This window comes from Halomonas sp. 141 (genome assembly GCF_002810305.1).
Lineage (GTDB): Bacteria > Pseudomonadota > Gammaproteobacteria > Pseudomonadales > Halomonadaceae > Vreelandella > Vreelandella stevensii.
The window spans coordinates 77962-85821 of the sequence record NZ_PINZ01000011.1 but is presented as its reverse complement, the minus strand read 5'-3'; the positions used below and the strand labels follow the sequence as shown (position 1 = coordinate 85821).

General features: G+C 60.2%; 9 protein-coding genes. 1 reads left to right on the top strand and 8 read right to left on the bottom strand.

Annotation, left to right across the window (positions count from 1 at the left end; translation table 11 throughout):
• The first annotated feature begins 852 nt into the window (after window positions 1–852).
• Window positions 853–1017 carry a hypothetical protein gene (locus tag CWI66_RS18200; RefSeq protein ID WP_189464235.1) on the top strand — a complete coding sequence of 55 codons (165 nt, stop codon included), beginning with the start codon at window positions 853–855 and terminating at the stop codon, window positions 1015–1017.
• A 4-nt stretch (window positions 1018–1021) separates the two neighbouring features.
• Here the strand turns inward: CWI66_RS18200 and CWI66_RS07555 are convergent, their stop codons facing one another.
• The 8 genes from CWI66_RS07555 to CWI66_RS07520 all read right to left on the bottom strand — a co-directional run bounded on the left by CWI66_RS07555 (window position 1022) and on the right by CWI66_RS07520 (window position 7472).
• Window positions 1022–1471, bottom strand: coding sequence for a tellurite resistance TerB family protein (locus CWI66_RS07555; protein ID WP_081138650.1), 450 nt, complete (start codon window positions 1469–1471; stop codon window positions 1022–1024).
• Between the two features lie 5 nt (window positions 1472–1476).
• Window positions 1477–2499: a nucleoid-associated protein gene (locus CWI66_RS07550; protein WP_100731350.1), complete on the bottom strand. Its 1023-nt coding sequence runs from the start codon at window positions 2497–2499 to the stop codon at window positions 1477–1479.
• A 35-nt stretch (window positions 2500–2534) separates the two neighbouring features.
• Window positions 2535–3296, bottom strand: coding sequence for an ABC transporter permease (locus tag CWI66_RS07545; RefSeq protein ID WP_081138653.1), 762 nt, complete (start codon window positions 3294–3296; stop codon window positions 2535–2537).
• On the bottom strand, window positions 3293–4237 hold the full coding sequence (locus tag CWI66_RS07540) for an ABC transporter ATP-binding protein (RefSeq protein WP_081138655.1): 945 nt from the start codon (window positions 4235–4237) through the stop codon (window positions 3293–3295). Before CWI66_RS07540 ends, CWI66_RS07545 begins: the two co-directional genes overlap by 4 nt.
• A gap of 58 nt (window positions 4238–4295) precedes the next feature.
• Window positions 4296–4574, bottom strand: coding sequence for a peptidylprolyl isomerase (locus tag CWI66_RS07535; RefSeq protein ID WP_039175191.1), 279 nt, complete (start codon window positions 4572–4574; stop codon window positions 4296–4298).
• Window positions 4575–4625: 51 nt separating this feature from the next.
• The gene (locus tag CWI66_RS07530) at window positions 4626–5723 is read right to left on the bottom strand and encodes a serine hydrolase (protein ID WP_100731349.1); all 1098 of its coding nucleotides are present in this window, start codon (window positions 5721–5723) and stop codon (window positions 4626–4628) included.
• A gap of 82 nt (window positions 5724–5805) precedes the next feature.
• On the bottom strand, window positions 5806–6990 hold the full coding sequence (locus CWI66_RS07525) for a heparan-alpha-glucosaminide N-acetyltransferase domain-containing protein (protein ID WP_232710791.1): 1185 nt from the start codon (window positions 6988–6990) through the stop codon (window positions 5806–5808).
• Window positions 6991–7175: 185 nt separating this feature from the next.
• Window positions 7176–7472: a hypothetical protein gene (locus tag CWI66_RS07520; protein ID WP_016915101.1), complete on the bottom strand. Its 297-nt coding sequence runs from the start codon at window positions 7470–7472 to the stop codon at window positions 7176–7178.
• Between the last annotated feature and the right edge of the window lie 388 nt (window positions 7473–7860).

The window sequence follows — 7860 nt, the reverse complement described above, 5'->3', positions numbered from 1 at the left end:
GGGGGCTTTAGCCCGCGATGATGGCGGCACCGGTGCTTGCCCAAGCAGTCGCCCAATGAATTGGCCTCCCACAGGCAGGCTAAAGTGGCTACTCAAGCTATCCTGAATCCACTGGCCTCACTCCCGCCACTTTGCTGTTGTGGGAGGAGGGCTTTAGCCCGCGATGATGGCGGCACCGGTGCTTGCCCAGGCAGTCGCCCAATGAATTGGCCTCCCACAGGCAAGCTGGAGTGGCTACTCAAGCTATCCTGAATCCACTGGCCTCACTCCCGCCACTTTGCTGTTGTGGGAGGGGGGCTTTAGCCCGCGATGATGGCGGCACCGGTGCTTGCCCAAGCAGTCGCCCAATGAATTGGCCTCCCACAGGCAGGCTAAAGTGGCTACTCAAGCTATCCTGAATCCACTGGCCTCACTCCCGCCACTTTGCTGTTGTGGGAGGAGGGCTTTAGCCCGCGATGATGGCGGCACCAGTGCTTGCCCAGGCAGTCGCCCAACGAATCCATGACGTGCTGATGTTCATGGCACTTTGCCGGGGGTTGCTTCGCTGTCACGCCAGAATGCGAAGAACTTAAAAAAACGCCCGCTGGGGGAAGCGGGCGCTTGGCGTGCTAACGGGGATGGTGGCCCCAGGCTGCTTAACGTAAGCCCAGCAGCGAAAGGATGAACAACACCACGACAACCAGACCCACGATATAGATAATGCTACGCATAACGGCACTCCTTGCTTTAGCGTTTCATGAAAATCAAAGGGTTGCTTCTCCCTTAACAGGCCCTTCTAGCGTAGCAGCCTTTTTTGATGTTTGCGTAATTTCGTGAACAGCCTGCCCAGCAATGCCGACCCACGGGTCAACGATGCGCTTAGCCGCCCGTTCGTCGACACCCCCAGCGGGCGCATGCTCTACTCTACGGGTACGAGCCATCTGCTCTCGGCGGCCCTCCCCCGGCGGCCAGTTCCAGCAGCAGTTGAATGGGCTGGTGGCGGGCCTGTTGGAGGAAGGCGAGGCCGCCGAACCGTAATCGGCTACGTTGGAGAGTTGCCCAATTTGCTGCGGATAAAATCACTGTGGCTGACGTGCAGGAGGTCGGCCAGGCGGCGAATGCGGTGCTCTTCCAGCGGGTCCAGCGAGCCATCGGCCCAGGCCACCTGCCACATCATGGCCACTACTTCCAGGCGCTGTTCATAGCCGTAGTGCTGTTTGATCAGGCTGACGAACTGGTAGTGGTCCACGGCGTCGTCCACTTCTGCCTCGGCCAGGCGCATCAGTTCGGCCACTGCCTGCTCATCGAGACGATAGCGCGTCATCAGCATGCGCTGCATGGCGGCGCGCTCGGCCTCGCTCTGCTCATAGTCGGCCCGCATCACTTCGCACAATAGCGCAGCACAGGCGAGTTCCAGGGTCAGGGCCTGGTCGTCGCGCTGCTCCGGGGCCGAAAGCGTCCGCTGAAAGAAGCTTTGAATCGCGTCCAGCACGGCAATTACTCCTTGCGTTTGGCCAACTGCTCTTTGAGCTGTTTGGGCACCTGCTTGATGATAAGACGGTCCTGCGCGGCATCGTACTCGATGCTGGAACCCAGCAGGTGCGAGTCGAAGCTGATCGACACCCCACCCGCTCGGCCGGTAAACCGGCGGAACTGGTTGATGGTGCGCTTGTCCGGCGGAATCTCCGGAGAGAGGCCGTAATCGGCGTTGCGGATATGGTCGTAAAACGCCTGGGGCTGCTTCTCGTCCACCAGCTCGGAAAGCGCTTCCAGCGTCATGGGTTCGCCACGGCGCAGCTGCTCGTTGGCGTAATCCACCAGGGTGTCGGTTTTTTCACGGCTGGCGTCGTCGTCCAGGTCCTCTTTTTCGACGTAGTCGCTGAAGGCCTTGAGCAGGGTGCGGGTTTCTGCCGGGGCATCGATGCCCTCTTCCATGCCCAGCAGCGCCACCAGCCCATCGGAGAGCTTTTTGGCACCACGGTCCTTGAGGAACGAGACGTACTGCGTCGTGGCATCCGCCCGTTGCCACTGGGTGAGGTTCACCCGGGCCGCCAGCGTCAGCTGGCTGGCGTTCAACTGAGCGGCTGGCACGGCCTGATGAGCCTCATTGAAGCCGATCCCTTCCCGCTGATGGATCAAGCCGAAGAACAGGGTATCCGTATCTCCCTGGCGAAGGTGCGCCGTCACCAGATAACCACTGACCGACAGCTGCTCCTGCAGCGTTTGCGCAAGGCGCTCGGCCAGGGCGTTGGCCAGTTCGGCAAAACCTTGTTCGCTGCCCGAAGAGTCGGCCGCCAGGTAGGCGCTCAGCCAGGCCACCAGCGGCCCGGCCTGCTCCCCCTGCTCGGCAAACCGCCCCCACCCCTTGGCCTTGGTGTTGTAGGTATCGTTGAGGGTGTTGACCAGGCTGGCCATGACGGGGTTGTCGGCCTCGGCGGGTGCCGGGGGTGGCGTCACGGTCAGGCGCTCGCCATCCAACGAGGGCTCCAGGCGGTGCACGGCACTTTGCAGTAGCGGCATAAGCAGGCGTTACCTTTGCAGAAAAACGTGAAACGTCAGGGCTTCAGCCGGTATCCGGTGCGGAAAATCCAGGCAATGGTGGCCAGACTGACGGCTAAAAAGAACAGGATCATCGCAATACTGGCGCCCACACTGACATCACTGATGCCATAAAAGCTCCAGCGAAACCCGCTCACCAGGTACACCACGGGGTTGGCCAGGGTCACGGTTTGCCAGAACGGAGGCAGCATATCGATGGAGTAGAAACTGCCGCCCAGAAACGTCAGCGGCGTAATCACCAGCAGCGGCACCAGCTGCAGTTTATCGAACCCGTCGGCCCAGATACCGATGATGAACCCCAGCAGGCTGAACGTGACGGCGGTGAGCACCAGGAAGGTGAGCATCCAGAAGGGATAGGCAATCTCCAGCGGCACGAACAAGCCCGAGGTGGCCAGGATGATCAAGCCCAGCAGTATCGACTTGGAGGCCGCCGCCCCCACGTAGCCGATGACGATTTCCAGATACGACACCGGGGCCGACAATATCTCGTAGATACTGCCGGAGAATTTGGGAAAGAAGATGCCGAAGGAGGCGTTGGAGACGCTCTGGGTGAGCAGCATCAGCATGATCAGGCCAGGCACGATGAAGGCGCCATAGCTCACCCCACCGATTTCGCTGATGCGCGAACCAATCGCGGCCCCGAAGACCACGAAGTAGAGCGACGTGGAGATGACCGGCGAGACGATGCTCTGGAGCAGGGTTCGCCGAGTACGCGCCATTTCTGCCATGTAGATGGCCCGAACAGGGTAGAGGTTCATGCGCGCTCCTTGACCAGATCCACGAAGATGTCTTCCAGAGAGCTCTGCCGGGTGTGCAGGTCCTTGTAGGTAATGCCCTCTTTTTCCAGCTGCGCCAGCAGTGACGAAATGCTGCGCCCCTCGGCCTGATGCTCTTCCTGGCGACCATCGTAGGTGTACACCAGCTCGTGCCCGTCGGCCGCCAGGCTCAGTGCTTCATGGGCCAGTGCTTCCGGCAGCGCTTGCAAGGGAGTGTGCAAGTGCAGGGTCAGCTGCTTGCTGCCGAGCTTTTTCATCAGCGCGGCTTTCTCTTCCACCAGCACGATCTGACCACGGTTGATGACCCCGATGCGGTCGGCCATCTCTTCGGCTTCTTCGATGTAGTGGGTGGTGAGGATGATCGTGACGCCGTCATCGCGCAGCCCGCGTACCACTTGCCACATGTCGCGCCGCAGCTCGACATCGACGCCTGCGGTGGGCTCATCCAGAAAAAGAATACGCGGTTCGTGAGACAGCGCCTTGGCAATCAGCACGCGGCGCTTCATGCCCCCCGAGAGGGTCATCAGCCGATTATGGCGCTTGTCCCAGAGGGCGAGTGACTTGAGCACCTTTTCGATATGCGCCGGGTTCGGCGCCTTGCCGAACAGGCCTCGGCTAAAGCTGACGGTGTTCCAGACGGTTTCGAAGGCTTCGTTGGTGAGTTCCTGGGGCACCAGGCCGATACGCTCGCGGGCTTGCCGATAGTGCCGAACGCTATCGAAGCCATCCACCAACACACGGCCTTCACTGGGATTCACCAGCCCGCACACCACACTGATCAAGGTGGTCTTGCCGGCGCCGTTGGGGCCCAACAAGGCAAAGATTTCACCGCGCGCGATGGTCAGATCGACACGGCTAAGCGCTTGAAAGCCTCCTGAGTAGGTTTTGTTCAGGCCTTCGATGGCAATGATTGGGTCGTTCAAGGCGTGCTCCTCACACCGCGGCGGGGACGCCGCGGTGCTTTACGGGCGCTGGGCGCCCTTAGCTGCGGCTGGTGATTTCGAGCAGGTGGTAGCCAAACTGGGTCTGTACCGGGCCGTGCACGGTATTCAATTCACCGCTGAACACCACCTTGTCGAATTCAGGCACCATCTGGCCGGGGCCAAAGCTGCCCAGGTCGCCGCCCTGACGGCCAGAGGGGCAGCTGGAGTGCTGCTTGGCCACGTCGGCAAAGTCACGGCCGTTTTCGATCTCTTGTTTCAGTGCGTTGCACTGCTCTTCACTGCTTACCAGAATATGACGTGCGCTAGCGCGGGCCATGGTCAACTCCTTAATATTCAACCTGATAACGGTTCAACCCAAAACGGCTGGTCAGTTTATCACGCCGCTGTCGTGTAATGCTTCACCTACGCGGGTCAACGCCTGCTCGTGGGCACTCAGCGCCAGCGGGCCACGGCTACAGGCCACGATGACCCAGTGTTGCGGGGTTGCGCCATCGCGGGTGGCGATGCCCGCATCGCAGCTGCGGCGGTGCTGGGTGCCGGTCTTGTGGGCAAAGGTCACCTCGCGGCCCATGCCACGCTTGAGCCGCTGTTCGCCAGAGCGGGTGCGCTGCATGACCTCCAGCAGGGTTTGCCGCTGCTCGCGGTCGAGGTCGTCCATGCCTCCGTGGTGCAGGCTGGCCAGCAGGTCGCCATAGGCACGCAGCGTGCCGACGTTTTCACCACTGGCTTCGTAGGCATCGAAGGCGCTGTCGTAGTCTGGCTGCGCGAAACTGCTGGGCGAAACCCCGAGCGTCCGGGCCAGCGCCGCGGGGCGCTGGCCAAGCCCATGCTGGCGAAGCGCCATGAAATCGAGCCCGCCCAGCTGGCGGGCCTGCGGGTGCAGCTGGCCGTACACGCCCTGGCGCACGCCCACCAGCAGGCTGATGGGCCCCAATTGCTCCGGGTGGCCCCCACTGGCCGTAACCATGGCCCGAGCACGGGCGTTGACGTCGGCAAGCCCCACGCGGTTGATCAGCATGTCCGTGGCCGTGTTATCGCTGACCGTCACCATCTGCTCCAGCAGGTAGCGGATGGAAATGGGCGTGCCAGGGTCGTGCCAGTTGACCGGCCCGGCGCCATCCACGAAGTCGCTGCGCGAGAGCGTAATCCGCTCATCCAGCGACAGCGAGCCCGCCTGGCGCTGCGCCAATACTTCCGCAGCCACCGGGACTTTCACCAACGACGCAAGATACCAGGGGTCATCGGCACGCCATGAGTACGCTTCGCCGCTCGTCAGCTGTTGCACGTAGACGCCCAGCTCGCCACCGAATGCCTCTTCGATGGCCGCGATCCGGGCATCCAGGCGGCCCTGCCAAGGGCTCTGCTTGTCGACTTCGTAGTACCAGTTCGTCTCATAACCATGGGCCTGCCCGTGAGTCTCTGCCAGAACGACCGGCCCAATCGGCAGCAGCACGCCCAGCACCATACGCAACCACCAGCGTTTGAAACGTCTCAAACCTTGCCTCCCCATCTACGGCTTACCGTTGCACTGCCTATTCTCGTACAGGCTATTTATGTCGAGCCACCCAGCGGGTCAGCCCTATCCACAAGGCGGCCCCCAGAATCAACAGCCCGCCCACGCCGAGTACCTGTGGATAAGAGAGGACATTTTCAGCCCCCAGCAAAAAGCGCAGCACCAGAAAAATCATCACGATGTGAAATATGAAGGCCTTGAGGGCATCGCTGCCCACCACGGTCAGGGGCAGCAGCACCTTGGCCGCCAGGGCGCCACCTGCCAATGCCAGGCCCAGTAGCACCAGCGCTCCTCCCACACTGAACAGCATGAACTGCAGCCCTGGCGGGTGCTTGCCCGCATTGTTGGCAATCGCCAGCATGGCGGCATCGACATCTCCAGCGCTGATGGCCAAGCCGTAGAAACCGGCCACCATCAGCGCCCCTACCACGACCAATACGCCGACCAAACGGCGGCGCAGCGCCACATCGAAGTAGCAGCGCAGCAGGGCCTCACCCATCAGCAACCCCGCCAGCACCAGCGGTGCCCGGCTCAGTTGGCCCCAGGTGTAGTGGTCTTCATGATCCACCAACAGCGCCTTGAGAATATCGTTTCCGCCGAAGCTCAGCCCTTGAAGCCAGGCCGAGAGCGCGGTCAGCCCCACAATGGCGCCGAGTCGCGCCCACAGAGGCGTTCGTGCCCACAGAGGAAGCACCAGCGGCACCCATAACAGGGCAATGGCATAAAACCCGAGGATTTCGACCCAGATGGCAAAGCGGCCATACAGCAGGGTATCGACGATGTCGGCGGGAGAGTAGTAAGGCAGCATCTCGACGATGGTCAGGGCCTTGTACCAGAACCACACTTCCAGGGCGCGTACCCAGAGCTTCAGGCGCCTTTTGGGCCAATCCTCGCTTTGGGTGTGGGCCAAAAAGGCCACCGCCAAGGCAATACCGAACACCAGAATGAACAGCGACGATGAAAACTTGGTGATGAAGTGAACGGGGACCATGCCCCAGTCCGGTACGTTGCGTATGCCGACCAAACCACTGACCGCATGGCTGACGATCATCAGCCCAATGGCGATACCTCGTGCGAGGTCGATGGCTTCGATACGCCCTTCGGCGCGAGGCAGCTGGGGAAGCTCTTTCCAATTCAACACGTTGGGCACATCCTTGTGATCGTGGTCAGGGTCATAGCGAAGGGATTTTGTGAAGATGCGTCTTTTACCATAGCGCATTCACGCGCATTTCCCTTCCACGCTTTGCCCCTATGACACGATAGCCCCTATGACACGATAGCCCCTATGACACGTTCGCCCCATGACACGATAGCCCAAACGCAACAGCGCCCCGCAATTGGCGGGGCGCTGCGTGGCTCATCCTTGAGCCGAAGTAGAAGTTACTCCCTTAAGCGGCCGTGGGATTACCAGCCAGAATCATCTTCCTCTTCAGTCTCCCACTGATCCTGCTCTTCTTCTTCCTCTTCATAAGTGAATTCTTGCTCTTCCTCTTCGTACTCGGTGGTCACACCGTCGTTGGTGGCACCGTGCTCTTGATCAGCATCGAAAGAGTTGAATGAGCCTTGATCGTCCTGCATGGTTTCTTCCTGCGGCGCAGTGGGGTGCTCTTCATGCTCCTCCATTGCGAATGCCAGCGGGCTGGCTACCAGGCCAAATGATACACCCAGAATACCGAGTTTCTTCAGAGCTTCCTTTTTCATGGTCGTGCCTCCTAATGGCGTTTCTTTCGTTCAGTTCGGCGTGTTACACATCTAACAACGTTTCATCTTCACGATCGATAAGAGCGGCGTGTCGTCCTGACATTCATGCTTGCCGTTCTTGCCTAGAACATTGCACCCCCCATGCCAGCCTGCGCCATAAATTTTTAAATCATTAAATTTCAGTGGCTTATAAAAATTTTCCGCATGCCAACGCGTATCTTCTATAACATTTAATTAGTTTTTTATTGTTTACCTCTGGCACATGGGCCCCTGATGCTCACGCCCCGCTGTAACACTGCTCACTTTACCTTGCCGATGAGCAGCCCGCCAAAGCGTTGGTAGCCGGGGTTGCAAGAGCGGAAAGGTTTATTTTAACCCACCATCACTG

Excerpts from the sequence above, each read along its gene's own strand:
- CWI66_RS07525 (WP_232710791.1), bottom strand. The coding sequence starts at position 6,990 with ATGCGCTATGGTAAAAGACGCATCTTCACAAAATCCCTTCGCTATGAC.
- CWI66_RS07545 (WP_081138653.1), bottom strand. The coding sequence starts at position 3,296 with ATGAACCTCTACCCTGTTCGGGCCATCTACATGGCAGAAATGGCGCGT.
- CWI66_RS07550 (WP_100731350.1), bottom strand. The coding sequence starts at position 2,499 with ATGCCGCTACTGCAAAGTGCCGTGCACCGCCTGGAGCCCTCGTTGGAT.
- CWI66_RS07530 (WP_100731349.1), bottom strand. The coding sequence starts at position 5,723 with ATGGTGCTGGGCGTGCTGCTGCCGATTGGGCCGGTCGTTCTGGCAGAG.
- CWI66_RS07520 (WP_016915101.1), bottom strand. The coding sequence starts at position 7,472 with ATGAAAAAGGAAGCTCTGAAGAAACTCGGTATTCTGGGTGTATCATTT.
- CWI66_RS07535 (WP_039175191.1), bottom strand. The coding sequence starts at position 4,574 with ATGGCCCGCGCTAGCGCACGTCATATTCTGGTAAGCAGTGAAGAGCAG.
- CWI66_RS18200 (WP_189464235.1), top strand. The coding sequence starts at position 853 with ATGCGCTTAGCCGCCCGTTCGTCGACACCCCCAGCGGGCGCATGCTCT.